This window comes from Allochromatium vinosum DSM 180 (assembly GCF_000025485.1).
In the GTDB taxonomy this organism is placed as follows: Bacteria; Pseudomonadota; Gammaproteobacteria; order Chromatiales; family Chromatiaceae; genus Thermochromatium; species Thermochromatium vinosum.
Genome location: NC_013851.1, coordinates 1,126,020 through 1,152,726, shown reverse-complemented (window position 1 = coordinate 1,152,726; position 26,707 = coordinate 1,126,020). Strand labels below are relative to the sequence as shown.

Genomic DNA, 26,707 nt, shown 5'->3' with positions numbered 1-26,707 from the left:
GCTACCCATGGATCCGAACGCCCTCGAACGCGCCCGCGCCGTCTGGACCTTTCGCGGCCAGCGACGTCCCGCCTTCGCCCATGTCCCCGGCACCGGACAGGAATCGGTCTGGGACTATCCGCGCCCGCCGCTGTATGTCCGCGATGCGCGCCTGATCGAGATCCACGCCGGAACCCGGTGCCTGGCCCGATCGAATGTCAGCATCCGGGTGCTGGAAACCGGCAGTCCGCCGACCGTCTATCTGCCAACCGATGCCTTCGATGCCTCGCTGTTGCGTCCCTCGCCGCGCCGCACGCGGTGCGAGTGGAAGGGGGAGGCCCACTATTGGCACGTCCAGGGATCGGACGGACTCATCCGCGACGCGCTCTGGAGCTATCCCGACGCCGGGGACGAGGCGGCGGTGATCGCCGGCTGGCTGGCGGCCTATCCCGCGCGGCTGCACTGTGTCATCGCCGGGGAGACAGTCCGCGCGCAAGCCGGCGGCTACTATGGCGGCTGGATCACCACCGAGATCGTTGGGCCGTTCAAGGGCGAGCCGGGGACTGGACAGTGGTAGGCGCCTGCCGCGACCACCAGGCCGCCAGCATGGCCCCGGACAGGTTGTGCCAGACCGAGAACAGCGCCCCCGGCAACGCGGCCGCCGCCGGAAAGGATTTGAGCGCCAGGGCGGCGGCCAGCCCCGAGTTCTGCATCCCGACCTCAATGGCCAGCGTCCGGGCGCGGACCACGTCCTGTCCGAACGCCCGCGCGCCCCAATAGCCCAGCATCAGTCCCAGCCCATTGTGCAGCATCACCGCCGCCACCAGCCCCAGACCGATGAGCGCCGGTCGGCGGGCAATGGCCAGGAAATCATTGGGGCGCAGGGTGGCCCCCATACCGAACATCACTACGCCCAGCAGCGGCATCACGGCCGCACGCCAGTCTGATAGGGTCTCGGGAACCATGAAGCCGACGAAGCCCGCCAGCAACGCCCAGAGCGGGAACAGCCGGGTCAGGACGCTTCCTGGTGGCGCGTCGACATGAGCTTGACTCACAATGCTCCCTCCCGAACCAGCACCGCATGGAGCGCCTCGGCCAGGGCGCGATACCCCTCGGGCCTCACGCACCAGCAGGATATCATTGCGCACCCAGACACATGGAGAGACCGCCACATGCCTCCCGTCGACAAGCCCTATGCCGAGTCCTGCGACCAGAACCGCGCCCCCATCCTGGCCGTGCTCGCGCCCCTGTTACGGTCGCGCCGTCGACTGCTCGAAATCGGCAGCGGTACCGGACAACATGCGGTCTACTGTGCGGCCGCCCTCCCCCATCTGACCTGGCAATGCAGCGATCGGGCCGAGCAGCTTCCAGGGATCCGCCTGTGGATCGCGGAGGCGGGCCTGAGCAACCTCCCGCCGCCACTGGAACTCGATGTACTGAAGCCCTGGCCCGTCGAGCGCTTCGAGGCCATCTTCAGCGCCAATACCGCTCACATCATGAGCCTGGAGGCCGTCGAGGCGATGTTCGCCGGTGTCGGCGCCCATCTGGAACCGGGCGGCCTCTTCGCACTCTATGGCCCCTTCAGTCGCGATGGCCAACACACCAGTCCGAGCAACGCCCGCTTCGATGCTTGGCTGCGCGACCAGGATCCGGCAATGGGGGTACGCGACCAGCGCCAGCTCGAGAAGTTCGCGGCGGCACATGGCCTGCAACTCACCGCCGAGCACGCCATGCCGGTGAACAACTTCACCCTGGTGTGGGAGCGGAACTGAAGCGGCGGTTGAGCGACTGGAGAAACCGGTCGCGCGTGCGTCGGCTGGATCTGGTTCAGTCGCCGGGAGCCGTCACCGGAAAGTCGAAATAGGTGTCGGGAAAGGGTTCGTCTTCCAGCGTGAAATGCCACCACTCCTCGGGCAGAGGCCGGAAGCCGTGCCGGACCATGACGGCGGTGAGTCGGGCGCGATTGGCCTGGGCGGCGGCAGAAACCTCGGTGTTGTCCGGATGCGAGCGCGGATCCATGCAGTCGAAGCCGGTGCCGAAGTCGAGGGCGCTGTCCGGATAGCGGTCGGCGTGCGGGGCCGTGCAGTCGACCAGCGAATGTCCGTCGGGCGTGACGGCGACATCGGCCGGCACGGTGATCGGCTCCAGGGCCAGATCCACGGTGCTGCCGCGCGAATGCCCCGAGCGTTCGGCCACATAGCCGAGGCGGAAGAAGTCGGCCTTGTCGACACGCGGATAGAAGGCGAGCTTCATGCGCTGGTCGGCGACGTCCTGACTCCAGCGCACGAAGTGCGCTACGGCGCGGGTCGGGCGATAGCAGTCGAACACCTTCACCCGCAGACCCTGTTGAGACACCTCGGTCTGGACGGCCTGGAGTGCCTCGGCGGACTGGCGGGTCAGGATGCACGAGGGGGCCAGATAGCCATCGATGGGCTGGCCGATGAAATTGTAGGCGCCGTGATAACGCATGTCCTGCACGATCTCAGGCGCCAGCGTCTGGAGATGGACGAAGCCCTCCGGCAATGGCTCGGCGGTGACTGAAACAGCGACGGCGGCCATCAGGATCGCCGGCCATAGACGACAGGGGCGGGTCAGTGACATGCGTGAACATCCCATCAGGGGGCTGAAGAACCGCCATGATAACCAGGATCGATCCGTGCCTGGGAAACACCCGACTCCAGCCGGCGGCCCTTGACGCTGTATTCGATCTCGATCATGGTGAGCTGCATTGGATAGATGGGGGACGAGTATAGCCCCAGTCGGCCAGTCCCGCCGCGCGGCGGTGGGTAGCCCGAGTCCCGCACCGATACCGGAGTTCTGTCGACGATGCCGAACACCCCCACACCGCTGGCCTTCACCCACGCCGCCGCGATCAGTCTGGGACCGGAGATCCGGGTCAATGCCATCAGTCCCGGCTGGATCGAGACCGGTTCGCTCCAGAAGTCGGCCCATCGGCGCGCGCCGCACCATCGCCCGATCGATCGGACCCAACATGCCGTCGGACGGGTCGGCGCGCCGGAAGACATCGTCGCGGCCGTGCGCTTCCTGGCCGGCGACCAGGCGGGATTCATCACCGGCCACAACCTGATCGTCGATGGCGGGATGACCCGCACCATGATCTATGCGGCGTGACGCCGACATGGTCACACTTCATTCAACACGTCGCCCGAGCCTGGAGGCAGCGTCAAACCGGCCGGTCCGGCCTCACACGGATGGCGAGCGGTCGCAATGCCGCTGGATTCATCCAGAGAAGCAGCGTTACTACAGCGTGGCTCTGGTCCGCGACCTGTTCGGCGATTGGACACTGCTCCAGTGCTGGGGAGGGATCGGTTCGCAGCTGGGCGGACAGCGCATCGTATTGGTCGAGTCGCATGAGGCCGGACTGAAGCAGATCGCGGCGATTGGAAAGCGACGCCTGCAGCATGGCTATCGGGAGACAGTGGCCTGAAGGCCGGACAGGCGACAACGCCGTTCACACAGGAAATCCGAACGATGCAAACAGCCTACGCACTCGATGACTATCTGGCCCTGTCGCCCTTCGACCGGTTACGCACCTACCTGGATGAACCTGCCGCCAACATGATCCCGACCGTCGAAGGCGGTGAGCCGCTGGTCGATCTGCGCGAAGTCGATACCAATCGGCGACTGGTCTTTGCGCCCCAGATGACCGATTTCCGGATGCGTGCCGGTGCGGCCCTCCGGTTGCTCCAGGCGGCCGACGCACTGCACCTGTTGGGCTATCAGCTGTTCATCCTGGAAACCCTGCGCCCGAAAGCGGTGCAGCAGCAGCTGTTCGAGGACATTTCCCGGCAGTGCGAAGCCGATTACCCCGATCTGGATGCGGCCGAACGCTATCGCCTGATCACACAGTTCATTGCCGATCCGTACCGCTCCATCCCGCCGCACCTGACCGGCGGCGCGGTGGATCTGGCGTTGATGCAGAACCAGGAACGCGTCGACATGGGATCGGGCGTCAATGCGCTTGAGGAACGCTCACACCTACTGTCCGAACAGATTCCGCCGCTCGCCCAGGCACAGCGCCGATTGCTCCTGCTGGCGATGCTCCAGGCCGGCTTTGCGCCCATGCCCTCGGAATGGTGGCACTATTCCTATGGCGATGGCTATTGGGCGGCGTATGCGCAGCAACCGCAGGCGATCTACGCTCAGGTTTGAGCGGGCGATTCAAACTGGCCTGGCCGCCATGAATTCGATAGCGACCAGCAGCAGCACGGTCGCCACCACGCCCCAGCGCCGCCGAGCGCGATATTGCGCTTGCGCGGCAGATGGAGCGGTTGGTGGCGGCCGCTGAAATGCACGTCACTCAGTGACCGTAGACTTCGGCCAGACCTTCCAACTCCTTCGCGCGTTCGGCCGTTTCCCGCAACACGCAGTCGGCGGCCATCACACGATGGAGCGTCCCACCTTCGGGGTCGAGTTAGAAGTCGCAGTTCGCATCCCGATACTGAATCCACAACCGCTGCGCCGACTGAAGCGCTTTCCGGCGTTCAGCCGACAGCTGAGCCCTCAGCTTCTGATACGCGCCGTTGAGCCGCGCGTCCTGCGTGTTCAGTTCTTCGCCAATGCAGTCCAGCATCTCAACGGTCACGCCGCCCGCTTGGTCCATGCAGCTTGAGTAACGTGTCGTATAAAGCTCGTCGTTGGCATGCGAGATCGTGCAGGTGCTGAGCAGGACGGCGGACAGGGCCAGTCTACGCATGGGATAAGGTCTCCGATGTGGTGTCAGGGCAAAACCGCCCCGATGAGCTTCAATTCCATTGCCCGACCGGGATCGATCCAGCGGATACCATCGCTGGGCATGGTCGCCGCCAACGCCACGACCTCGGCATCCACCCCCATGCTCTGGAAGTAGCGGATGTAGTTGCCGACCAGACGCTGACCATCCTCCAGGCTGCCGCCACCACCGGGCGTATAGGACTGATGCAGGCCGATGCGTGCTCCATCGATAGCCAGCCGATCCACGCCGCCGGCCAGCGCAAAGGTGCAGGCACTGGCGCACATCTCGCCCGCGATCGTAACGAGGTTGTGGCTGCGCAGATAGTAGCCGACCATCTGCGCTTCCGAGACCAGCCCGCCGACGCTGTTGAGTCCGAGTGCCGACGCGCCGGTTTCCTCCAGTGCCGCGATGATCCGTTGCCCATCCCCAGCCTCGAACTCGCCCGCGAACATGACGATCACCGTCCCGTTCTCCAGGTCGATGCGCGAGAGCTTGTCGGGCGCCAACGGCTTGGTGGGGGCCAATGCCTGCTCGGCGTTGGGACGGCTGCGGCTCGGTTGCAGTGTGGTCCCCTGGAGCATGAGCCGACAGTTGCCGTAGGCGTTGTTGAACGCCAGGGCCGTGCCCGTGAGTCCCACGTTCAGATTGCCCTGGTCGGTGCGCACGCGCAGGATCTGGCCGCGCTTGAGGTCGTAGAGCGCCTGGTCCGAGAGCGGGAAACCGATCAGCGGCGTGCCGTCACCGGCATCGATGGCTTCGACGTCGAGCGTGTTGTATTGGCTCTGGTCGATGGTGAAGGTCATCGACTTGACCTGATCGTTGCCGATAAGACCGAAGTAGGCGGTATCGCAGTCGTCATCGGGCGGAAAAGCAATCGCAATGGCCAGCCCATTGTCGAAGAAGGTCTTGGCGACGTTCCCCTCCCACTGCCATTGTCCACGTCCGCCCTGATAGGTTGGAGGATCGAGCTGGGCCGTGGCCGCGAACGCGGTCAAGGCCAGAATCAACCCCGGCAGGAGCCGAGCGATGGGGTGGCGGTGCATCGAGAGCATGTCTGGAGCCTCCAAGCGGATCATGCGTAAGAACCGCGCCCGGACGACGTCCGATGAGGGGTGCGGGAGCCGGATGGAAGGATACACACGAAGCCGCGATGGCGTCCGAGAACCCGGTCACGATCCATCAGGCGCGCGACCGGCTGAATCCTCAGTGTTGATGGCCAGCCGCTCCATCGGCCAGTTCCATGATCGGCTGCTCGACGTTACCCGCATAGAACACGATCAGATCGACCGGCTCGGTGCCCGCGTTGTAGCCGAAGTGCAGCTCCCCGACCAGTTCGATCAGCGCCTCGCCGGCTTTCAGGTGCAGGATCTCGCCGGCCTTGGACTCGACGGTCAGCTCACCCGAGAGCAGCACGCCCGCGTTGATGACCGGATGCTGATGCAGCGGCAGCCGGGCGCCCGGCGCGATGCGAAAGCGCAGAAGGGTGATCTCGGGTTGCTCCGGTCGATAGGCCGGGAGCGGATGCCCGTTCCAGCTCTGGCTGGAGCGCGCGAGTCGCTCGACCTCGACGCCGGGAATCGTGGCTTGGTCGGCCGCCACAGGAGCGGCGATCAGCCCGCCGAGCAGGCTGAAGATCAGGCACGCGCGGACGTGTCTCGAACACCGGGATGACAGTTGGCTCATGGCAGTCCTCGATGCAGGCGATGTCCGGCGGATCGTACTCCCAATCGCCGCCTCAACGCCACGTCCTGTAATATTCCTGAGACGCCTATTCTGGACACCGCCCGCTGCCCAAGGGGACTGGATGGAGCCGACCGCGCCCTCCGAATCCGCGTTGCTCTGCCTCGATATCGAAACCGAGAGCCGGCGTTGCAGGTGTTCGAGAAGAAGGCGAAGGCGGCGGCTGGAAACATCGGAGCCGCGTCATGATCGTCCATCAGCTCCGGCTGACCGGGACATTCCATCGAGGACATCCCCCCATGCCCACTGACAAGGCTTCAGGCACGCCCACGCTCCGCGCTCGCTATCACGGTGCCCTGCTGGGCTTGGCCGCCGGCGATGCTCTCGGCACCACGCTGGAGTTCACCCGTCCCGGCACCTTCGCACCGATCACGGACATGATCGGCGGCGGTCCCTTCCGGCTCGCCCCCGGCCAGTGGACCGATGACACCTCGATGGCCCTGTGTCTGGCCGAGAGCCTGATCGAATGCCGGGGCTTCGAGGCCGCCGATCAGATGCGCCGCTACCGGCGCTGGCGGGACGAGGGCTATTGGAGCAGCACCGGGCGCTGCTTCGACATCGGCAACACCGTGGCCGGTGCCCTGAACCGCTTCATCGACACCGGCGATCCCTTCGCCGGCGCGACCGATCCGCACACCGCTGGCAACGGCTCGCTGATGCGGCTGGCCCCGATACCCCTGGCCTTCGCCCGTGATCCGGTCGCCGCCGTGGAACAGGCCGGGCAGATGTCGCGCACCACCCATGGAGCGGCCGAGGCGGTCGAGGCCTGCCGCTACTATGCCGGACTTCTCATCGGTGCCCTCCAGGGCGTAGAGAAGTCCGTGCTGCTCGCCCCGCACTTCGCCCCCGTGGGTGTCGACTGGAACGCCACGCCCCTGGCTCCCGCCATCGCCACGATCGCCGCCGGTTCCTTCAAGGAGCGCCATCCCCCGACCATCCGGGGCACCGGCTATGTGGTCCAGGCGCTGGAAGCGGCGCTGTGGGCCTTCCACACCAGCGACAGCTTCGCGGACGGGGCGCTCAAGGCGGTCAATCTGGGCGAGGATGCCGACACCACCGGGGCCATCTATGGCCAGCTGGCTGGCACCTACTATGGCGTGGCGGCGATTCCCGCGCCCTGGCGCGCCCGACTGACGCACGCCGAGGCCATCGCCCGTCTGGCCGATGGGCTACTGGAGCTGGCGGGACTGGAGACGATCGATTGAAGTCTGGGTTGGCACCCATGACGACTTCTTGCAGGCTCGGCTGTCGGCGGCGTGCGGACTGAAGTATAACCACCGCTGTCACGTCCAATCGCCAGAGATCCTGTCCATGCCCACACTGCGCCTGCTGACCAACGTCGAGATCGCCGCCGATTCCCGCCCCGAGCTGCTGGCCCGCGCCTCGCGCACGGTCGCCGACCTGCTCGGCAAGCCCGAGTCCTATGTCATGGTGATCCTGGAGGGCGGACGCGGCTTGATGCAACCGTCGGCACAGCCGACACGCCGTCGCGTCAGTGAGCCGAGTCTGACCGGTGATGGTCAGGACGCGTTGTCCTTCGCTTCATGCGCCGGTGAGTCCTCGCGCCACCGAGCCATGTCCCGCACATTTTTCTGCACCGCCACCGCCGCAAACAGGCTGAGGATGAAGGACATCGCATAGAAGCCTTTTTCACTGGGCGCGAAGGAGGCATTCCAGAGACCGACGGCCAGCAGCAATACCGCCAATCCGAGCGACAGCCAGCACAGACCGAAATAGAGTCCCGTCACTGGAATGCCTTCGAGTCGATCCCGCACCGATTTTTGCAGCGACACCGCCGAGAACAGACCGTACATCAGCAGCGTGAAATAGTAGCCCTTTTCATTGAGCGGCATCGGCGCGTTCCAAAGGCCGATGAGGTAAGCCAGCGCGCCGATGAACAAGGCGCTCCAGGAGGCGCCGATGAAAGCGCTGGTCGGTCGTTGTGCCGGCGGTGGTTTCATGGCTATCCCCAGAAACTGTCTCAACCAGTGGCCTTGATTGGCGTCACCCTGGGCGCCGGTTCGCTGACCACCGGATCCGCCCCGGACTCCACTGGCTTGCCCTTCAGGATCAACTCAACCTCGCGCGCATGACGCGCCAGATGTACCGTCAGCGTCTCCAGCTCGTCATCGGGCAGGCTCGGCAACACCGATCCGGCGCGCAGCCAGTCGGCCAGCCGCTCGGCGTTCTCCAGAATGCGGTCATAGGCTTCGGCGGCCTTCTTGTCGGCAGTGCGCAAGCGTTCCACTCCCCGGCGGTCACGGACGATGTATTCGATTTCGATCATAGTGCGGCCCCGTTTTGGCCATCAGTAGCTGGGATGGGGAGTATAGCGCTCAGGGTTGCGTCCCTTGAACGCACGACAGATCCTGGATTCGCAGATACTCCAGCACACGAGTTTCGAGCCAGTAGTGCGGCTTCCAGGGCCAAGTTCCGGCGACGAACCCAACATGCCCGCCGTGCGCGGCCAGTTCGAGCGTCACGCCGGGACCGAGCTCATGCGCCCAAGGGACTGTGGTTGGGAACATGAAGGGATCATCCGCCGCCTGGAGGATGAGCGTGGGCGTGTGGATGCTGGCCAGAAAGGGTCGACAACTGGCCCGCGTGTAATAGTCGAAGACGCCGGCGAAGCCGTTGAGCGGCGCGGTGATTTGGTCGTCGAACTGGTTGAAGTCGCGGATGGCGTCCAGATCGACATCCAACGGGAAGAGGCGCTCGGCGAACTTGCGCCGCAGACTGGCCTTGAGCCTGCCCAGCAGATAGCGCCGGTAGAGGCGCGAGCCACCCAGATCCAGCCGCAGCATGGCATCGCGCAGCACGAAGGGCACGGACACGGCTACCGCCCGTTGCAGCCGTGGCGCGGGCGTCTCGCCCAGATACTTGAGCAGCAGATTGGCTCCGAGTGAGAAGCCGATCGCCGCCAGCGGCGCGCCCTCGGGATCGCGGCTCAAGACCTCCAGCACCTCGGCCAGATCGGCGCTCGCGCCCGAATGGTAGGCGCGATCGAGCCGGTTCGGCTCCTCCGAGCACCCGCGCAGAAACAGGAAGATCGGCTGGAAGCCGCCGTGCGCGAGCGTCTGCATCAGACCGCCCGCGTAGTGCAACTCCAGGTTGCCTTCGAGTCCATGGATCACCAGCACCCGTGGACCGGATGGCGCACCCAGAGCCAGATCGATGAAATCGCCGTCGGCCAGTTCGATCCGGCGCCGCGTCAGCGCCAGACGCGGTCGCCGACCCATCAGACTGGGCCAGAGGGTCTGAAGATGAGGACCGGGCAGCCACCAGGCCGGGCGGAAGCGGCTTGTCGTGAGGCGGCCCGTGGTGCGCGGTGAGGTCATGCAAAGGCCTCGCTGGTCATGGCGATCCGGGTTCCGCTGGGGAGGCTGAGTATAACCGGCGCGGTCCCGCGACCACGACCAGCGCCATTCGCTCAATGGACTCAGGCCAGCCAAGGGAAGCCGCCCGTGCGGCCAGGACTGGCCGCGCCTATGGGCAATCGATCCAGCGGCTGGAGGGCGTCGCCGCTACCCAAGATTTCACGCGACTACAGACGCGACTACAAAATCGTTCAGCACCCCAAAAATGCAAAACGGCCAGCTGATTTCTCAGCTAACCGCTTGATTTTATTGGTCGGGGCGAGAGGATTTGAACCTCCGACCACCTGAACCCCATTCAGGTGCGCTACCAGGCTGCGCTACGCCCCGTTCGAAAGAAGCGGAATCATACGCCGTCGCATAGCCGGCGTCAACGCCGAAGCACATGCAGGATCTCTTCGAGTTCGAGCCGCATCTGTCTCAGAATCTGATGCGTCTGACTGAGATCCTGCTTGGCGCCTTCGCCGCTGAGCTGCTGACGGGCGCCGCCGATGGTGAACCCCTGCTCATAGAGCAGATTGCGGATCTGGCGCACCATGAGCACGTCATGACGCTGATAGTACCGACGATTGCCGCGCCGCTTGACCGGCTTGAGCTGCGGAAACTCCTGCTCCCAATAGCGCAGCACATGCGGCTTGACGCCGCACAGCTCGCTGACCTCGCCGATGGTGAAATAGCGCTTGCCGGGGATCGGCGGCAGTTCGCCGTCGCTCGTTCCGATCAGGCTATCGCTCGGTTCCCGCATAGGCTTCCACCCTCGACTTGAGCTTCTGGCCCGGACGGAAGGTCACGACACGCCGGGCGGTGATGGGGATCTCCTCGCCGGTTTTGGGATTGCGCCCTGGGCGCTCTTTCTTCTCGCGCAGATCGAAGTTGCCGAACCCGGACAGCTTGACCTGCTCGCCGCGCTCCAGCGCGGCGCGGATCTCTTCGAAGAACATCTCGACGATGTCCTTGGCCTCGCGTTTGTTCAGGCCAAGCTCTTCGAACAAATGCTCGGCCATATCGGCTTTGGTCAAGGCCATACCCGTTCAATCCCTCAAGCGTGCATCGAGTTCAGCGGTCAGGCGCTCCAGGATCCGCCCCACCGTCGCATCTATGATTTCGTCTGTAAGTGTCTGAGAAGACGACTGTAAAATCAATCCTAAAGCGAGACTTTTTCGACCTGTTTCGATGTTCTGACCAGTGTAGACATCGAACAGGATGAGATCGCGCAGCAGGTCCGAGGCGGCCGAACGGATGCACTGCTCGACCGCTTCGTAGCTGACCCCTTGGTCGACCAGAATCGCCAGATCGCGCCGGATACCGGGATAGCGCGAGATCTTGGCGTAGCGCGGCAGCACGCCCGGTGTCAGCGGAGCCAGATCGAGCTCGAACAGGAACAGGTCGCCGGTCAGATCGAGCCGCGCGGCGAGCGCCGGATGCAACATCCCGATCAGGCCGACCGTCCGACCATCGCGCTCGATGCGCGCGGTCTGCCCCGGATGCAGCGCTGGATGCTCGGCGGGCACGAAGCGGAAGGACGCGGACGCGCCGGTCTGGGTCAGCAGCGCCTCGACATCGGCCTTGAGATCGAAGAAATCGACACCCTGCCCTTTCTGGCTCCACTGCTCCGGCAGCCGGTCACCGACCACCAGGCCGGCGATCCCCGGCGTCTGGGTCAGACCTTCGGGGCCGAAGCGAAAACGCAGTCCGCTCTCGAAGATCCGCACCCGCTCCATCTGCCGCGCCTGGTTGTAGACGGCGGTTTGCAGCAGTCCCGGCCAGAGGCTGGTGCGCATGACCGAGAGTTCGGCGCTGATCGGATTGGCCAGCTTGAGCGTCTCGATGCCCGGCTCGACCAGTTCTTGGATCTCGGGACTGACGAAGCTGTAGGTGATGACCTCCTGGAACCCGCGATCGACCAGTGCCAGACGCGCGCGGTCGAGTTCGAAGCGGGTCTCGGAGTCGGACTGGGTGGCCGAGGCCGAGCTGGCGTGACTAATCGGAATCAGGTCATAGCCGTGGATACGCCCGATGTCGGCGATCAGATCGACCTCCTGCACTAGATCGAAACGTGCGCTCGGCGGCGTGACCTGCCAGCCGTCATCGCATCGCTCGACGGCCATACCGAGCCGTTCGAGGATGTCCTCGATGGTTGCGTTGGGCAGTTGCAGACCCAGAATCCGCGCCACCCGTTCGGCACGCAGATGCAGCGGCGTCGGGCGCGGCAGATGTTCGGCCGCGCTGACCTCGCACACCGGCCCCGGCTGGCCGCCGACGATGTCGAGCAGCAACCGCGTGGCACGCTCGATGGCGCGCACCTGGAGTTCGGGATCGACGCCACGCTCGAAGCGATGCGAGGAATCCGTGTGCAGACCGTAGCTACGCGCCTTGCCGCTGACGGCGAGCGGGGCGAAGAAGGCGCTTTCGAGCAGGATGTCGCGCGTCTCGTCACCGACACCGGATTCCGCGCCGCCCATGATGCCGGCGAGCGCGACCGGGCGTTCGGCATCGGCGATGACGAGCGTGTCGGCGCGCAGGGTCGCCTGTTCGCCGTTGAGCAGCGCCAGCGTCTCGCCCTCGCTCGCCATGCGTACCCGGATCTCGCCCGCAAGCTTGGATAGGTCGAAGCCGTGCATCGGCTGACCGAGTTCGAGCAGCACATAGTTGGTGACGTCGACCACCGGGCTGATGGCGCGAATGCCGCCGCGCCGCAGCCGCTCGCGCATCCACAGCGGCGTGGTCGCGCTGGGGTCGATGCCACGGATGACGCGGCAGACATAGCGCGGACAGGCTTCGGGTGCCAACAGTTGCACCGGGAAACGCTCGTCGCTGGTCGGCGCGACCGGTTTGATAGCCGCCGGCGTCAGAGGCACGCGATTGATGACCGCCACTTCGCGCGCCAGCCCCGCCAGACCGAGACAGTCGCCGCGATCCGGCGTCAGATCGACCTCGATGCACTGATCGTCGAGCGCGAGCCAAGCACGAAAATCTTCGCCCAGGGGCGCATCAGCAGGCAGCGGCAGGATGCCGTCGGAGGACTCGGCCAGACCCAGTTCGCTCGCCGAGCAGATCATGCCGAACGACTCGACCCCGCGCAGCTTGGCGCGCTTGATCTTGAAGTCCCCCGGCAGACAGGCCCCGATGGTCGCCACCGGCACCTTCATATCCGCCGCGACATTGGCCGCGCCGCAGATGATCTGGAGCGGCGCGTCCTCGCCGACATCGACCGAGCAGACACGCAGCTTGGCAGCGTCCGGATGCGGCTCGACGCTGAGCACATGGCCGATCTTGACCCCACTGAAAACAGGCGCCGCCGGTTCGACCGCGTCGACCTCCAGCCCCGCCATGCTGAGTTGATCGGCCAGGCGCTGGGTATCGACCGGCGGGTTCACCCATTCGCGCAGCCATGCCTCACTGAATCGCATGTCCCACTCCCCACCCCGACGCCTGCTCGGCCTCGGGCAAAATGAAAACCAGATGATTGGTGTCTGACCCCGACGGACGGCGCAGGCGCGGCTCGATCCGCTCGCCGGTCACGCCACGCTCAACGGAACTGACGCAGATAGCGCAGATCGTTGTCGAAGTTGAGCCGGATGTCGTCGATGCCGTAGCGCAACATGGCCAGCCGCTCCACGCCCATGCCGAAGGCATAGCCGAGATGGCGCTCCGGATCGATGCCGACATGGCGGAAGACCTCGGGATAGACCATGCCGCAGCCGAGCACTTCCAGCCAGCCGGTCTGCTTGCAGACGCGGCAGCCGTCGCCGTCGCACATCACGCACTGGATGTCGACCTCCGCCGAGGGTTCGGTGAAGGGGAAGTAGGACGGCCGGAAGCGCAGCTTGAGATCGCGCTCGAAGAAGTTGGTCAGGAAATCGTAGAGCACGCCCTTGAGATCGGCGAAGCTCACCTGCTCGTCGACCAGCAACCCCTCGACCTGATGGAACATCGGGGTATGGGTCAGATCCGAGTCGCAGCGATAGACGCGCCCCGGAGCGATCACCTTGAGCGGCGGCGCCTGCTCTTCCATCACCCGGATCTGCACCGGCGAGGTGTGGGTGCGCAGCAGCCGCTCGGCATCGAAATAGAAGGTGTCGTGCATCGCCCGCGCCGGATGGTGCTCGGGGATGTTGAGCGCCTCGAAGTTGTGATAGGCGTCCTCGACCTCGGGGCCTTCGACCACGGCAAAACCGGCGTTGGCAAACAGCCGCTCGATCCGGCGCAGCGCACGGGTCACGGGATGCAGCCCGCCGGTCGCCTGTCCGCGTCCGGGCAGAGTGACGTCGATGCGCTCAGCGGCCAGACGCGCGGCGAGCGCCGTCTGTTCGAGCGCGGACTTGCGCGTCTCGATCGCCTGCTGCACGGCGTCCTTGGCCTGATTGATGGCTTGGCCGGCGGCTGGGCGCTCGGCCGGCGGCAAGGTGCCGAGCTGCTTGAGCAGGGCGGTCAGCTCACCGCTCTTGCCCAGATAGTGCACGCGCACCTGATCGAGCGCCGCCGCGTCGGCGGCCTGAGCGATGGCCTGGATCGCGGCCTCCTGGAGCGACTGGATACCGAGCGCGGTCTGTTCGGCCATGGTGGTCTCCGGAAAATCGACTCCCTGGCCTCGCGGCACCCAAGATAGACGCCGGGCGGGGAGCGGAACGGATCAAAGCAAAGAGGGAAAGACCTCGGCCTTTCCCTCTGTGTCGACAGCGGCTGGCGCCGGATCAGGCCAGGGCGGCCTTCGCCTGCTCAGCCAGCGCCGCGAAGGCGACGCTGTCGTGATAGGCGATGTCGGCGAGCATCTTGCGGTCGACCTCGACGCCGGCCTTCTTCAGCCCGTCGATCAGGCGGCTGTAGGACAGACCGTTGTCACGCGCGGCGGCGTTGATACGGGCGATCCAGAGCGCGCGGAATTCGCGCTTTTTCTGACGACGGTCACGATAGGCGTACTGGCCGGCCTTGATGACCGCTTGCTTGGCGACCCGGAAGACTTTGCTTCGGGCGCCATAATAGCCCTTGGCCTCTTCGAGGATCTTCTTGTGCCGCGCGTGGGCGGTGACGCCGCGTTTGACTCTTGGCATTCTCTACTCTCCGGTCTGGGGTTCAGTGCAATCTAGCAGTACGGAATCATGCGCCGCGCGGCACGCAAATCCGACTGATGGACGCGCTGAGGCGCGCGCAGTTGACGCTTCCGCTTGGTCGACTTCTTGGTCAGGATGTGACGACGGTGCGAGGCGTTGCACTTGACACCACCGGAGGGCGTGCGCTTGAAGCGCTTCGCGGCTCCTCGATTGGTCTTGATCTTGGGCATGGGACTGGATGACTCCGCTATTTGCCGATGATTGTGAGGCGACGTGACACGCGAGTTCCATTGAAATCAAATGAAATCAAGAACGCATCGGGCACCCGATGGTGCCCGATGCCTGACTCGATTCGACCTGGGAATTCAGGAAGGCTCGCGTGTCGGAGCGTCGCTATTTCTTCTTGGGACCGAGCACCATGACCATCTGCCGACCTTCCATGAGCGGCTGCTGTTCGACGATGCTGAATTCAGCCAGATCACTCTCGATCCGCCGGAGCAGCTCCAGCCCGAGTTCGCGGTGGGCATGTTCGCGCCCACGAAAGCGCATGGTGACCTTGGCCTTGTCCCCTTCATTGAGGAAACGGGTCAGGTTGCGTAGTTTGACCTGATAGTCTCCCTCATCCGTCCCTGGGCGAAACTTGACTTCCTTGATCTGAACCTGCTTCTGCTTTTTCTTGGCCTCGTTCTTTTTCTTCTTCTGATCGAAGAGAAACCGACCGAAATCCATCAAACGACACACCGGCGGTTCGGAGGTCGGCACGATCTCGACGAGATCCAGACCCGCCTCTTCGGCCATGGCGATGGCCTCGCGTGTGTTGACGACCCCAACCTGATTTCCATCCGCGCCAATCAGCCGGACTTCCGGGATGTTGATCTCTCTGTTGACGCGGTTTCTCTTTGGCGCGGCGATAGCAGGTTCCTCCAAAAACTCAAATAAACACGGCTTAAGCGAATGGCCGAACGGCTCGATTCGCCCAACCGTCCATCAATGGATGCGGTTCGCGACGTCCTGGCTCAGACGCTCGATAAAGGCATCGAGGCTGAAGGAGCCGAGATCCTGACCCTGGCGGTCGCGAACCGACAGCGAGCGGGTCTCGACTTCGCGATCTCCGACCACGAGCAGATAGGGAACCCGCTGCAGGGTGTGCTCGCGGATTTTAAAGCCGATCTTCTCGTTTCTCAAGTCGAACTCAGCGCGGAAGCCCTTGTCGCGCAAGGTCTTAACGACTTCCTTGACATAGTCGGCCTGACGGTCGGTGATATTGAGCGCCACCGCCTGCACCGGCGCGAGCCAGACGGGCAGCAGACCGGCATAGTGCTCGATCAGGATGCCGATGAAGCGCTCGACCGAACCGAGGACGGCGCGATGGATCATCACCGGCGTCTGTTTGCTGTTGTCCTCGGCGATATAGTGCGCGCCGAGACGACCGGGCATCGAAAAATCGACCTGGATGGTGCCGCACTGCCAGGCACGCCCGATGCTGTCGTGCAGGGTGAATTCGATCTTGGGGCCATAGAAAGCGCCCTCGCCCGGCTGGATGCGATAGGTCAGCCCCTTGTCGTCGAGCGACTGAGCGAGCGCGGCCTCGGCCTTGTCCCAGAGTTCATCGGCACCGACGCGCTGCTCGGGACGCAGCGACAGGGCCAGATCGATGGCGTCGAAACCGAAATCCCGATAGGTCTCGAACACCATGTCGATCAGGGTCGCGACCTCGGACTGGAGCTGGTCTTCGGTACAGAAGACGTGGGCGTCGTCCTGGGTGAAGCGGCGCGCACGCATCAGACCGTGCAGGGTGCCGGACGGCTCGTTGCGATGCACCACACCGAACTCGGCCAGACGCAGCGGCAGGTCGCGATAGCTCTTGAGACCCTGGTTGTAGAGCTGGATGTGACCGGGGCAGTTCATCGGCTTGATGGCGAAATCACGGTCATCCAGATGGGTCGTGAACATGCCGCCGGCGAACTTGTCCCAGTGGCCGGAACGCTCCCACAGCGAGCGGTCGAGCACCTGCGGGGTCTCGACTTCCTGATAGCCGTATTCGTCGAGCTTCTCGCGCATGTAGGTCTCGGCGAGCCGATAGACCACGCGGCCCTTGGCGTGCCAGAAGGCCATGCCGGGCGCTTCGTCCTGGAAGTGGAACAGGTCGAGCTGCTTGCCGAGCTTGCGATGATCGCGCTTCTCGGCCTCTTCCAGGCGATGCAGATAGGCGTTGAGTTCCTTCTTGTCGCGCCAGGCGGTGCCGTAGATGCGTTGCAGCATGGCGTTGCGCGAGTCACCGCGCCAGTAGGCGCCGGCGAGCTTCATCAGCTTGAAGCCGTTGCCGAGCTTGCCGGTGCTCGGCAGGTGCGGGCCGCGACAAACGTCGAACCAGTCGCCCTGGCGGTAGATCGAGACCGCTTCGCCGGCCGGGATGATGTCGTCGATGATCTCGACCTTGTAGTGCTCGCCCAGCTCGGCGAAGACGCGCTTGGCCTCCTCGCGGTCCATGATCTCGCGCACGATGGGCAGATCGCGCTTGACGATCTCGTGCATGCGCTCTTCGATGCGCTCCAGATCGGCGGGCGTGAAGGGCTCATCGCGGGCGAAGTCGTAATAGAAGCCGTTTTCGATCGCCGGGCCGATGGTGACCTGGGCGCCCGGATAGAGCTCCTGCACGGCCTGCGCCATCACATGGGCGGCGTCGTGGCGCAGCAGTTCGAGTGCGGTCTCTTCGTCCTTGCTGGTGACGATGGCCAGCGCGGCATCGCGATCGATGACATGGGAGGTGTCGACGAGCCGACCGTCGACGCGACCGGCGAGCGCGGCCTTGGCCAGACCCGGGCCGATGGCGGCGGCGACATCATGAACGCTGACGGGCTGCTCGAAAGAGCGCTGGGAGCCATCGGGGAGCGTAATCAGAGGCATCTTGGATCCTGGGTTTCAGTGGCGATCGATACGAGGGATCGCGTGAGTCTTTCGAGACGCCCGGCATCGGGGATCGATGCTACACTGACGCGGCTCGAAATGCGGGCAATAAAAAAGCTGCCAGCTTTCAGCGAAAGACTCTCAGCCGGTTTTCATGCTGAAAGCTGATCGCTGAAAGCTGGCAGCCGGTGTTGGTAGGCGCGATTGGACTCGAACCAACGACCCCCACCATGTCAAGGTGGTGCTCTAACCAACTGAGCTACGCGCCTGTCGTCAAGAGACAGCCATAATACAGGCCGATTCCGACGACTGCAAGTCTTTTTTGCAGTGACCTGTGACAGGGGTCCGCAAACAGGTGCGACCCCGATGACAGACCCGGCCCTGATCGAGGGCGCGCGCAGTTGAAAACTATCAGAAAAGTCTGAGTCGGCTGATGAATCGGTCTGCGTTTCAGGTTCGATGGGCCGCTGATATACACTGCCGCAAAATACCCTCGAATCTCCCGCAAACCCGAGCCATCATGACCATCATCCGCGAATCCGATTTCATCCAGAGCATCGCCGACGCACTCCAGTTCATCTCCTACTATCACCCGCGCGACTACATCCAGGCGCTGGGTGCCGCCTACGAGGCCGAGCAGTCGCCCGCCGCGCGCGATGCCATGGCCCAGATCCTCTACAACTCGCGGCTGTGCGCCGAGGGCCGGCGACCGATCTGTCAGGATACCGGCTCGGTGGTGCTCTTCCTCAAGGTCGGTATGGACGTGCGCTGGGATACCAAGCAGAGCCTCCAGGCGCTGGTCGACGAGGGCGTGCGCCGTGCCTACCTGAACCCGGACAATGTGCTGCGCGCCTCGATCGTGTCCCCGCCGATCGGTGCGCGTAAGAACACCGGCGACAACACCCCGGCCGTGGTCCATGTCGAGCTGGTGCCCGGCGATCAGGTCGAGGTACGGCTCGCGGCCAAGGGCGGCGGTTCGGAGAACAAGGCCAAGTTCGCCATCCTCAACCCGAGCGACAGTCTGGTCGACTGGGTGCTGAAGACCGTGCCGACCATGGGCGCAGGCTGGTGTCCGCCCGGAATGCTCGGCATCGGCATCGGCGGCTCGGCCGAGAAGGCGATGCTGCTGGCCAAGGAATCCCTGCTCGGACACATCGACATCCATGAACTCCAGGCACGCGGCCCCGCCGATCCGGTCGAGGAACTGCGTCTGGAACTGTTCGAGAAGGTCAACGCGCTCGGTATCGGCGCTCAGGGACTCGGCGGACTGACCACGGTGCTGGACGTCAAGATCCTCACCTATCCCACCCATGCCGCCTCGCTGCCGGTGGCCATGATCCCCAACTGTGCCGCGACCCGCCATCTGGACTTCGTCCTAGATGGCTCTGGCCCGGTGCAGCTCGAACCGCCGCGCCTGGAAGACTGGCCGGCGATCACCTGGGCGCCCGACAGCGCGGCACGGCGCGTGAATCTCGACGGACTCACGCGCGATGAGATCGCGAGCTGGCGTCCGGGCGAGCGGCTGCTGCTCTCAGGCAGGCTGCTCACCGGGCGCGATGCGGCGCACAAGCGCATCGCGGATCTCTTGGCGCGCGGCGAGTCCCTGCCGGAGGGCGTGGATCTCACCGATCGCTTCATCTATTACGTCGGCCCGGTCGATCCGGTGCGCGACGAGATCGTGGGACCGGCCGGACCGACCACGGCCACGCGCATGGACAAGTTCACCGAGGTCATGCTCGGCCAGACTGGACTGATCGGCATGATCGGCAAGGCCGAGCGCGGACCGGCGGCGATCGAATCGATCAAACGGCATGGCGCGGTCTACCTGATGGCGGTCGGCGGTGCGGCCTATCTGGTCTCCAAGGCCATCAAGTCCTCGCGGCTGGTCGCCTTCGAGGATCTCGGGATGGAGGCGATCCGCGAATTCGAGGTCGAGGATATGCCGGTGACGGTCGCGGTCGACAGCCGGGGCGAATCGGTGCACCAGACCGGACCGGCCGAGTGGCGCGAACGGATCGCGGGGATTCCGGTGACGGTGGCCTGATCCGCGCCGGACACCAGACACGGAGACGTAAGAACCATTGAGGGCGTCGAAGCGTTCGAATGCTTTGCGCCCTTCGTGTCTGTGCGGTTCCAAACAATCATCACCCCGAGGTCATACCCGATGCATCTGTATTCAGCCTTCCGCATTCACAACGACGACCAGGGCCATCACGCCGGCATCGAGCGGTTACCCAAGCCGGGACCGGCCGAGGGCGAGGTACTGATCCGGGTCCGCTATTCCAGCGTCAACTACAAGGATGCGCTCGCCGGCACGGGTCGCGGCAAGATCCTGCGCACCTTTCCCCTGGTCGGCGGCATTGATGCGGCCGGTGAGGTCGAGGTCTCCAGGCATCCGAACTACAAGGCCGGGGATTCGGTCATCGCCACCGGCTGGGGCTTGAGCTTCGACCACGACGGCGCCTATGCCGAATACCTCTGTGTCCCCGGCGACTGGCTGGTGCCCATGCCGACGGGACTCGATGCACGCGCGGCCATGATCCTGGGCACGGCGGGATTCACGGCCGCGCTGGCCGTGCAGCGGATGCAGGTCAATGGTCAGCGCCCCGAGCTGGGACCCATCCTGGTCACGGGCGCCAGCGGCGGGGTCGGCTCCATGGCGGTGGTCATCCTCGCCCGGCTCGGCTACGAGGTCGTGGCGCTGTCGGGCAAGCCGGATCTGCACGACTGGCTGAAAGGATTGGGCGCCTCGCGCGTCATCGGCCGCGAAGCCCTGGCCGGCGCGACCCGACCGCTGGAGAAGGCCGAATGGGGCGGCGCCATCGACAACGTCGGCGGCGAGATCCTGGCCCAGATCACCCGCACCACGGTTCCCGGCGGCAACATCGCCGCCATCGGGCTGGCCGGCGGGCATGAACTGCACACCACCGTCATGCCCTTCATCCTGCGTGGCGTGAGTCTGCTCGGGTGCAACTCGGTGGATGTCCCCAACCCGCTGCGTACCGAGCTGTGGCAACATCTGGCCGACGACTGGCGGCCGGCGAACCTGGACGCGCTGCTGAGCGAAACCGTCGCGCTGGACGGACTGCCCGAGGTCTTCGAGCGTGTGCTCGCCGGCCAGACACATGGACGAATCCTGGTCCGACTCTGAGTAGCGCGCCACGCTGTTCGGGGCGCGGCGAAACCGCGCGTCGCCGCCGCCCCCTATCGGAGCACCGATCCAAACGCATGCCACGCCTCATCAATCCGAAGAGCATGGCCCAGCGCCTGATCCTGCTGGGCATGGCCATCATCCTGCTCAATGCGTTCATCCTGTTCGGACTGCTCGACCGCCATCTGCGCCAGGATCTCACCGAGCTGACCTCGAACCAACTGCTGACGCTGGCCAACTATGTCGCCGCTCAGATCGACCGCGACATCCTGAATCGTCGCGAACTGCTCCGGCACGTCGCCGGGCATCTGCCGCCGGCGCTTCTGGAGGATGGAACCGCCCTGCGCGACAGGCTGGCGGAACATCAGGCCGTCAATCCCTTGTTCTCGGAGGGGCTGGTGGTGCTCGACGAGTCTGGCCGGGTGATAGCCGACCATCCGTCCGTGCCAGGCCGCGACGCCCTGTCGCTCGGAGACAGCGACTACTTCCGTCAGGCGATCCAGGGCGAGTTCGCGATCGGCCGCCCTCTGTTCAGTTCGGCATCCAAGGCGCCGGTCCTGCCGATGGCCGTGCCCCTGCGCGACGCCGATGGGCCGGTGCGGGCCGTGCTGGTCGGGGTCTCGGGACTGAAATCGCCCAATTTCCTCCAGGCGCTCTATGAAACCCGGGTCGGCGTCTCCGGAGGATTCATCCTGACCTCACCGCGCGACCGGCTGTTCATCGGCGCCTCGTTTCGGGACATCACGCTGACGCCGACACCCCAGGAGGGCCTGCATCGTCAGCACGACATGGCGATGCAGGGCTTTCGTGGCGTGGGCATCGACGTCAACGCCGGCGGTATCGAGGAGCTGGCCGCCATCGCTTCGGTGTCTACGAGCGGCTGGTTCCTGGTGGCACGCATCCCCACCCGTGAGCTGTTCGCACCGATCGAGCGTCTGAGCGACTTCATGCTGACGATCGGCGCCATCCTGGCATGCGTGTTCCTGCTCGTCATGGTGATCGGACTGCGCCACCAGTTGCGTCCGCTGCGCGAGGCGGCACATCACGCCGAATGCATGACGCGCGGCGAGATCCCGCTCGCTCCTCTGCCCGTGGCACGCGACGACGAGGTCGGTCATTTGACCGCCGCCTTCAATCGCGTCCTGGAGAAACTGCTGGAGAGCCGTGCCGAGATGGAGTATCTGGCCCGGCACGACGGCCTGACCGGGCTGCCCAATCGCCAGTTGCTGGCGACCCATGTCCAGCATGCACAGTCGCGTGCACAGCGCCATGGGTACGGCTTGGCGATCCTCTATCTCGACCTGGATGGATTCAAGGCCATCAACGACCGTCTCGGGCATGGAGCCGGTGACGCCGCCCTGTGCGAGACCGCCAAGCGCTTGAGCGGAGTGATCCGTGGCGAGGACACGCTGGCACGCATCGGCGGTGACGAGTTCGTCATCCTGCTGGCGGATCTCGACCCGGATGAGGCCCGCGAGGTCGCCGAACTGGTGGCACGCAAATGCCTGGGTGTCTTCGAGCGGCCGGTTCGGGTTCAGGACCAGGACTGCCGTCTGGGCACCTCGCTCGGTCTCGTGCTCGATCACGGCGAGCGGACCCTGGATGCCCTGCTGACGGCAGCCGACATGGCCATGTATCGCGCCAAGGAGGCTGGGCGGGGGCGTTTCTGTTGGGCGGACGACTGAGATCGAAAGCACAGCCTCCGTCAGGCCGGCCTTAACAAAGTTTAACCGAGCGTCCAGCTTTGATTTATATCGCTCAACATTCTGATTGAGTTGGTTTTTTTGCCAAGCTTACAGGTGCTGCGCCCATTCCTGTACCAGCGCCCACTTGCGCACCACGACCGGCTTGGTTGAAATCCGCGCCCGTATGGGGCCGCCGCGCCCCACCCTCCAAGACACCGCGAGCAATCGAGACAGGAGAGACTCAATGATCGAGGTTCGCCACCTCAGTCGCCACTATGGCGCACTCAAGGCGGTCCAGGACGTCTCGTTCAGCATCGACACAGGTGAGATCGTGGGTCTGCTCGGCCACAATGGCGCGGGCAAGACCACCATCATGAAGATGCTGACCGGCTATCTCGAACCGAGCGCCGGAACGATCACGATCGACGGACTGGACATCGCCGAACAACGCCGCGAGGCACAACGCCGCATCGGCTATCTGCCCGAGAACTGTCCGCTCTATCCCGAGATGACGGTGCTCGACTCACTGGACTATCAGGCCTCGCTGCTGGGGCTGGCGCCTGCGCAACGCCCGGCGGCGATCCGCCGCGCCGTCGAGCGCACCGAACTCGGCCCGAAAGCCACCGCCGCCATCGGCACCCTGTCGCGCGGCTACCGTCAGCGCGTCGGCGTGGCCCAGGCGATCCTGCACGAGCCGCGCATCCTCATCCTCGACGAGCCGACCAACGGACTCGACCCGGCGCAGATCCAGCACATGCGCGCCCTGGTGCGCGAGCTGGCGCGCGAGGCCACGCTCATCATCTCGACCCACATCCTGCAGGAGGTCGAGGCGGTGTGTGGGCGGGTGCTCATCATGCGCGGTGGTCAGCTGGCGCTCGACAGCCGGCTCGACGCCATCGGGCGCCGACCGCGTCTGGTGGTGACGTTGGACCGCGCCCCGAGCGAAGCGCTGCCGGTGCTGTCGGCGCTGGACGGCATCGGCTCGGTCGTCACGCTGGACGTCGACGGCACGCGCCGACGCTTCGCCCTGGAGACTGAAGACGCCCAAGCCGCCGCACCCAGCGTCGCCCGCGTCCTCTGCGAGCGGGGCTGGTCGCTGCATGGACTGGAGACCGAGCGCCAAGACCTGGAGGCGCTGTTCGGCGCTGTGACCCTGGAACGGATGGAGGCGACCCATGGCTGAGATCGTCCGCGTGGCCCGCCGCGAGCTGGCGGCCTTCTTCGGCTCGCCGGTGGCCTATATCTTCATCGGCACCTTTCTGGCGGTGTCGCTGTTCGTCTTCTTCTGGGTGGATGCCTTCTTCGCCCGCAACATCGCCGATGCGCGCCCGCTGTTCGAGTGGATGCCGATCCTGCTGATCTTTCTGTGCGCCGCGCTCACCATGCGCATGTGGAGCGAGGAGCGGCGCGCCGGGACGCTCGAAAACCTGCTGACCCTGCCGGTGGCCACGCCCAGGCTGGTGCTCGGCAAGTTTCTGGCCGCGCTCGGGCTGGTCGCCGTGGCGCTGGCGCTGACCCTGCCGCTACCGATCACCGTCTCGCTGCTCGGACCGCTCGACTGGGGTCCGGTCATCGGCGCCTATCTGGCGGCGCTGCTGCTGGCCTCGGCCTATGTCGCCATCGGGCTGTTCGTCTCGGCGCGCACGGACAATCCGATCGTGGCCCTGATCGGCGCGACCCTGGTCAGCGCCGCCTTCTATGTCATCGGCTCGCCGGCGCTCACCAGTCTGGTCGGGCACGGCGGCGGTGAGATCCTGCGCCTGATCGGTAGCGGGGCGCGCTTCGAGTCGATCACGCGCGGTGTGATCGATGTGCGCGATCTCTATTACTATCTGAGCCTGACCGGCGTGTTCCTGGCGCTCACCATCCACAGTCTGGAACGTCTGCGCTGGGCCGAACCGGAGGCCAATCCGCGTCATCACAGGCGCTGGACCCTGGTCACGGGGCTGGCGGTGGCCAACCTGATCGCGGCCAATCTCTGGATGCAGGGCGTGACCGGCGCGCGCGCCGATCTGACCGAGGGCCGGCTCTACAGCCTCTCCGAGGCGACCCGGAGCTATCTGGATCAGCTTCAGGAACCGTTGCTGATCCGGGGCTATTTCAGCGCCCAGACCCATCCGCTACTCGCGCCGCTGGTGCCGCAACTGCGCGACCTGCTGGAGGAATATCAGATCGCCGGCGGCGACAGGGTGCGGGTCGAAATCGTCGATCCACAACACTCGCCCGAGCTGGAGCGCGAGGCCGGCGAGCAGTACGGCATCCGTCCGGTCGCCTTCCAGACCGCGACCAAGTATCAGGCCGCCGTGGTCAACTCCTATTTCGACATCCTGATCAAGTACGGCGATCAGTACGAGACCCTGAGCTTCCAGGATCTGATCGACGTCAAGGTGCGCAGCGAGACGGATCTCGACGTGCGTCTGCGCCATCCCGAGTACGACCTGACGCGCACCATCCGCAAGGTGCTCCAAGGCTATCAGGGCGGCGGCGATCTGTTCGCCAACCTGTCCAAGCCGCTGACGCTCAAGGCCTTCGTCTCGGCGCCGGACACGCTGCCCGAGCCGCTGCCCGGTTTGCGCGCCGATCTGGAGTCGATCCTGGGTGAGTTGCAATCACAGTCGAACGGCCGTTTCAGCGTCGAGATTCAAGACCCGACGGCCGGCGACGGCACCCTGGCGGAGACGATCCAGGCGCAGTATGGCTTCGAGCCGCTGGTGGTCAGCCTGCTCGATCCCACGCCCTTCTATTTCTATCTGGTGCTGGAGGACGGCGCCCGGAGCGTCCCGGTGCCGCTGCCCGAATCGCTCGACCGCAGCGGGCTGAGCCGCTCGATCGAGTCGGCGATCAAGCGTTTCGCGCCCGGCGTGCTGCGTACCGTCGCGCTCTTCGCGCCCGCCCCCAAGCCCAACCCCTTCGGCATGGGCGGCTCGACGGGCGACGACTACAGCCTGCTGCGTCAGACGCTCCAGGACAGCTTCAACCTGCGCGAGACCGACCTCACCTCGGGCCAGGCGCCGGAGGACGCCGATCTGCTGCTGGTCGTCGGTCCCGAGTCGCTGGACGAGAAACAGCGCTTCGCCATCGATCAGTTCCTGATGCAGGGCGGGACCGTGATCCTGGCCGCGTCCAGCTTCAATCTGGATCTGACCGGCGGCGCCATCGGCGCGCGCAAGATCGACACCGGGCTGGGCGACTGGCTCGCGCATCACGGCCTGACGCTCGAATCCAGCCTGGTGCTCGACCCGCGCAACACACCCTTCCCGATCCCGGTCCAGCGCGATCTGGGCGGCTTCACGGTCCAGGAGATCCAGACGCTCGACTATCCCTACTTCCCCGACATCCGGGGCGAGGGGCTGGCCGAGGACAGCCCGATCACGGCCGGTCTGGGCCAGATCACGCTCAACTGGTCCTCGCCGATCACGCTCAATGCGACGAAGAACGCGGCCCGCCGGGTCACGCGCCTGATCCAGAGTTCGGAGGCGGCCTGGAGCAGTGACTCGGAGAACATGCAGCCCGATTTCGAGGCCCATGGTGCGCTCGGCTTCCCCAAGGGCGAGGATCGCGGACGCAAGCTGCTGGCCGTGGCTGTCGAAGGACGGTTCGATTCGCCGTTCGCCGGTCAGCCTTCGCCCTTGCTCGCCACAGACGAGACCAGGCCGGAATCCGACAGCGACGAAAACGAGGACGCCGAAAGTCCGCAAGCCTCCAGGCCGCCAGTGATCTCGAGCGTCATCGACAGCTCGCCCGAGTCGGCGCGGCTGATCCTGATCGGCTCGTCCAGCTTCCTCGGCGACACCGCCATCAGTCTTGCCAACGAGGCCACCCAGAGCCGTTATCTCAAGCCGCTCGAACTGGTCCAGAACGCCATCGACTGGTCGCTGGAGGACCGTGGACTGCTGTCGCTACGCGGTCAGGGGCAGTTCGGGCGTCTGCTCGATCCGATCGGCCGCGAGGCGCGCCTCTTCTGGGAGTCGCTCAACTATCTGCTGGCACTCGGCGGACTGGCGCTCGTCTACGCGCTGCATCGTCGCGCCCGCGCCCGTCGCGCCCGCTACCATGCCGCCATCCTGGGTCAAGGAGGTCAGTGA

Annotated in this window: 27 protein-coding genes and 2 tRNA genes; 11 read left to right on the top strand and 18 right to left on the bottom strand. The window is 65.2% G+C overall.

Features of this window, described 5'->3' with window-relative positions:
• Positions 1 to 7 precede the first annotated feature (7 nt).
• Positions 8 to 556, top strand: coding sequence for a DUF427 domain-containing protein (locus tag ALVIN_RS04975; protein WP_012970219.1), 549 nt, complete (start codon positions 8 to 10; stop codon positions 554 to 556).
• On the opposite strand, the gene ALVIN_RS18200 is transcribed toward ALVIN_RS04975, so the two are convergent.
• Complete coding sequence (locus ALVIN_RS18200; RefSeq protein ID WP_012970218.1) at positions 525 to 1,034, bottom strand: bile acid:sodium symporter; 510 nt, start codon at positions 1,032 to 1,034, stop codon at positions 525 to 527. The genes ALVIN_RS04975 and ALVIN_RS18200 overlap by 32 nt on opposite strands.
• A gap of 117 nt (positions 1,035 to 1,151) precedes the next feature.
• Here ALVIN_RS18200 and ALVIN_RS04965 point away from each other — a divergent pair, with 117 nt between their 5' ends.
• Positions 1,152 to 1,751, top strand: coding sequence for a DUF938 domain-containing protein (locus ALVIN_RS04965; RefSeq protein ID WP_012970217.1), 600 nt, complete (start codon positions 1,152 to 1,154; stop codon positions 1,749 to 1,751).
• A gap of 55 nt (positions 1,752 to 1,806) precedes the next feature.
• On the opposite strand, the gene ALVIN_RS04960 is transcribed toward ALVIN_RS04965, so the two are convergent.
• Positions 1,807 to 2,580, bottom strand: a complete 774-nt coding sequence (locus ALVIN_RS04960; RefSeq protein ID WP_012970216.1) for a M15 family metallopeptidase — start codon at positions 2,578 to 2,580, stop codon at positions 1,807 to 1,809.
• Between the two features lie 225 nt (positions 2,581 to 2,805).
• On the opposite strand from ALVIN_RS04960, the gene ALVIN_RS04955 reads away from it, so the two are divergent.
• From ALVIN_RS04955 to ALVIN_RS04945, 3 genes are read left to right on the top strand one after another with little or no spacing between them, the layout of a single operon-like run.
• A complete protein-coding gene (locus ALVIN_RS04955; protein ID WP_081442713.1) occupies positions 2,806 to 3,111 on the top strand; it encodes an SDR family oxidoreductase in 306 nt (101 codons plus the stop codon).
• Complete coding sequence (locus tag ALVIN_RS18195; RefSeq protein WP_317623703.1) at positions 3,101 to 3,427, top strand: WGR domain-containing protein; 327 nt, start codon at positions 3,101 to 3,103, stop codon at positions 3,425 to 3,427. The genes ALVIN_RS04955 and ALVIN_RS18195 overlap by 11 nt, the downstream gene beginning before the upstream one ends.
• 44 nt (positions 3,428 to 3,471) lie before the next feature.
• A complete protein-coding gene (locus tag ALVIN_RS04945; RefSeq protein ID WP_012970214.1) occupies positions 3,472 to 4,152 on the top strand; it encodes a M15 family metallopeptidase in 681 nt (226 codons plus the stop codon).
• Positions 4,153 to 4,414: 262 nt separating this feature from the next.
• Here ALVIN_RS04945 and ALVIN_RS04940 read toward each other — a convergent pair whose 3' ends face one another.
• The 3 genes from ALVIN_RS04940 to ALVIN_RS04930 all read right to left on the bottom strand — a co-directional run bounded on the left by ALVIN_RS04940 (position 4,415) and on the right by ALVIN_RS04930 (position 6,397).
• Positions 4,415 to 4,696, bottom strand: coding sequence for a lysozyme inhibitor LprI family protein (locus ALVIN_RS04940; protein WP_223295267.1), 282 nt, complete (start codon positions 4,694 to 4,696; stop codon positions 4,415 to 4,417).
• 23 nt (positions 4,697 to 4,719) lie between these two features.
• Positions 4,720 to 5,766, bottom strand: coding sequence for a COG3904 family protein (locus tag ALVIN_RS16545; RefSeq protein ID WP_012970213.1), 1,047 nt, complete (start codon positions 5,764 to 5,766; stop codon positions 4,720 to 4,722).
• Positions 5,767 to 5,917: 151 nt separating this feature from the next.
• Positions 5,918 to 6,397, bottom strand: a complete 480-nt coding sequence (locus ALVIN_RS04930; RefSeq protein WP_012970212.1) for a cupin domain-containing protein — start codon at positions 6,395 to 6,397, stop codon at positions 5,918 to 5,920.
• Between the two features lie 296 nt (positions 6,398 to 6,693).
• Here ALVIN_RS04930 and ALVIN_RS04925 point away from each other — a divergent pair, with 296 nt between their 5' ends.
• Positions 6,694 to 7,659, top strand: a complete 966-nt coding sequence (locus ALVIN_RS04925) for an ADP-ribosylglycohydrolase family protein (protein WP_012970211.1) — start codon at positions 6,694 to 6,696, stop codon at positions 7,657 to 7,659.
• A gap of 315 nt (positions 7,660 to 7,974) precedes the next feature.
• Here the strand turns inward: ALVIN_RS04925 and yiaA are convergent, their stop codons facing one another.
• The 13 genes from yiaA to ALVIN_RS04860 all read right to left on the bottom strand — a co-directional run bounded on the left by yiaA (position 7,975) and on the right by ALVIN_RS04860 (position 18,055).
• Positions 7,975 to 8,415: an inner membrane protein YiaA gene (yiaA, locus tag ALVIN_RS04920; protein WP_012970209.1), complete on the bottom strand. Its 441-nt coding sequence runs from the start codon at positions 8,413 to 8,415 to the stop codon at positions 7,975 to 7,977.
• 20 nt (positions 8,416 to 8,435) lie between these two features.
• Complete coding sequence (locus ALVIN_RS04915) at positions 8,436 to 8,741, bottom strand: YebG family protein (RefSeq protein ID WP_012970208.1); 306 nt, start codon at positions 8,739 to 8,741, stop codon at positions 8,436 to 8,438.
• 49 nt (positions 8,742 to 8,790) lie between these two features.
• A complete protein-coding gene (locus ALVIN_RS04910) occupies positions 8,791 to 9,792 on the bottom strand; it encodes a hydrolase (RefSeq protein WP_012970207.1) in 1,002 nt (333 codons plus the stop codon).
• A gap of 289 nt (positions 9,793 to 10,081) precedes the next feature.
• Positions 10,082 to 10,158: transfer RNA gene (locus ALVIN_RS04905), tRNA-Pro, on the bottom strand.
• A gap of 40 nt (positions 10,159 to 10,198) precedes the next feature.
• The gene (locus ALVIN_RS04900) at positions 10,199 to 10,573 is read right to left on the bottom strand and encodes a MerR family transcriptional regulator (protein WP_012970206.1); all 375 of its coding nucleotides are present in this window, start codon (positions 10,571 to 10,573) and stop codon (positions 10,199 to 10,201) included.
• A complete protein-coding gene (gene ihfA, locus ALVIN_RS04895; protein ID WP_012970205.1) occupies positions 10,554 to 10,853 on the bottom strand; it encodes an integration host factor subunit alpha in 300 nt (99 codons plus the stop codon). Before ihfA ends, ALVIN_RS04900 begins: the two co-directional genes overlap by 20 nt.
• 6 nt (positions 10,854 to 10,859) lie before the next feature.
• Positions 10,860 to 13,238 carry a phenylalanine--tRNA ligase subunit beta gene (pheT, locus tag ALVIN_RS04890; protein ID WP_012970204.1) on the bottom strand — a complete coding sequence of 793 codons (2,379 nt, stop codon included), beginning with the start codon at positions 13,236 to 13,238 and terminating at the stop codon, positions 10,860 to 10,862.
• A 119-nt stretch (positions 13,239 to 13,357) separates the two neighbouring features.
• Positions 13,358 to 14,389 (bottom strand): phenylalanine--tRNA ligase subunit alpha, encoded by a 1,032-nt coding sequence (pheS, locus tag ALVIN_RS04885; protein WP_012970203.1) that lies wholly within the window; start codon positions 14,387 to 14,389, stop codon positions 13,358 to 13,360.
• Positions 14,390 to 14,522: 133 nt separating this feature from the next.
• Positions 14,523 to 14,879, bottom strand: a complete 357-nt coding sequence (gene rplT / locus ALVIN_RS04880) for a 50S ribosomal protein L20 (RefSeq protein ID WP_012970202.1) — start codon at positions 14,877 to 14,879, stop codon at positions 14,523 to 14,525.
• A 32-nt stretch (positions 14,880 to 14,911) separates the two neighbouring features.
• Positions 14,912 to 15,109 carry a 50S ribosomal protein L35 gene (rpmI, locus tag ALVIN_RS04875; protein WP_012970201.1) on the bottom strand — a complete coding sequence of 66 codons (198 nt, stop codon included), beginning with the start codon at positions 15,107 to 15,109 and terminating at the stop codon, positions 14,912 to 14,914.
• A 163-nt stretch (positions 15,110 to 15,272) separates the two neighbouring features.
• Positions 15,273 to 15,806 carry a translation initiation factor IF-3 gene (infC, locus tag ALVIN_RS04870; RefSeq protein WP_012970200.1) on the bottom strand — a complete coding sequence of 178 codons (534 nt, stop codon included), beginning with the start codon at positions 15,804 to 15,806 and terminating at the stop codon, positions 15,273 to 15,275.
• Between the two features lie 60 nt (positions 15,807 to 15,866).
• The gene (gene thrS / locus ALVIN_RS04865) at positions 15,867 to 17,786 is read right to left on the bottom strand and encodes a threonine--tRNA ligase (protein WP_012970199.1); all 1,920 of its coding nucleotides are present in this window, start codon (positions 17,784 to 17,786) and stop codon (positions 15,867 to 15,869) included.
• Positions 17,787 to 17,978: 192 nt separating this feature from the next.
• Positions 17,979 to 18,055, bottom strand: a tRNA-Val gene (locus ALVIN_RS04860).
• Positions 18,056 to 18,306: 251 nt separating this feature from the next.
• Here ALVIN_RS04860 and ALVIN_RS04855 point away from each other — a divergent pair.
• The 5 genes from ALVIN_RS04855 (at position 18,307) to ALVIN_RS04835 (ending at position 26,707) form a co-directional block, all read left to right on the top strand.
• Entirely contained in the window at positions 18,307 to 19,830 is a 1,524-nt protein-coding gene (locus ALVIN_RS04855; RefSeq protein WP_012970198.1) for a fumarate hydratase, read from the top strand.
• A gap of 120 nt (positions 19,831 to 19,950) precedes the next feature.
• Positions 19,951 to 20,937 (top strand): YhdH/YhfP family quinone oxidoreductase, encoded by a 987-nt coding sequence (locus ALVIN_RS04850; protein ID WP_012970197.1) that lies wholly within the window; start codon positions 19,951 to 19,953, stop codon positions 20,935 to 20,937.
• A gap of 77 nt (positions 20,938 to 21,014) precedes the next feature.
• A complete protein-coding gene (locus tag ALVIN_RS04845; protein ID WP_012970196.1) occupies positions 21,015 to 22,622 on the top strand; it encodes a sensor domain-containing diguanylate cyclase in 1,608 nt (535 codons plus the stop codon).
• Between the two features lie 244 nt (positions 22,623 to 22,866).
• Complete coding sequence (locus tag ALVIN_RS04840; RefSeq protein WP_012970195.1) at positions 22,867 to 23,805, top strand: ABC transporter ATP-binding protein; 939 nt, start codon at positions 22,867 to 22,869, stop codon at positions 23,803 to 23,805.
• Positions 23,798 to 26,707, top strand: coding sequence for a Gldg family protein (locus tag ALVIN_RS04835; protein ID WP_012970194.1), 2,910 nt, complete (start codon positions 23,798 to 23,800; stop codon positions 26,705 to 26,707). Before ALVIN_RS04840 ends, ALVIN_RS04835 begins: the two co-directional genes overlap by 8 nt.